At 57.0% G+C, this 293-nt stretch carries 1 protein-coding gene; it reads right to left on the bottom strand.

Annotated elements, in window-relative coordinates; all coding sequences use genetic code 11:
• Positions 1–293, bottom strand: a 293-nt coding sequence (locus HMPREF2572_RS00290) for an IS110 family transposase (protein WP_148132249.1), incomplete at both ends; no start/stop codon positions are given.

Here is a 293-nt window from a genome sequence, read left to right as displayed (position 1 = left end):
TGGTTGCGGCGGTTGACCAATGCTTCCAACACTTCTTCCGCTTCGGTGGGCGGGTGGTAGAGCATGGTTTGCCAACCCTCTTTCTGCGTCATCATCTGTGCGAAGAAGGCGAGCATTTGGGCATCTTTGGCATCGGTTTTGGTCAGCGACTGCGATTGGGCAAACTGATGCGTCTGACGCGGGTTGGCGATGATCACGGCTATGCCTGCGCGGTGGATGGCTTTGGCGGCGGGGATTTCGAGACCGCCGGTGCTTTCCATCACGACGAGGGCGACGTTGTGTTTTTTAAGGTA

This window comes from Neisseria sp. HMSC064E01 (assembly GCF_001808875.1).
GTDB lineage: Bacteria > Pseudomonadota > Gammaproteobacteria > Burkholderiales > Neisseriaceae > Neisseria > Neisseria sicca_A.
This window is presented reverse-complemented; position numbering and strand designations above follow the sequence as displayed.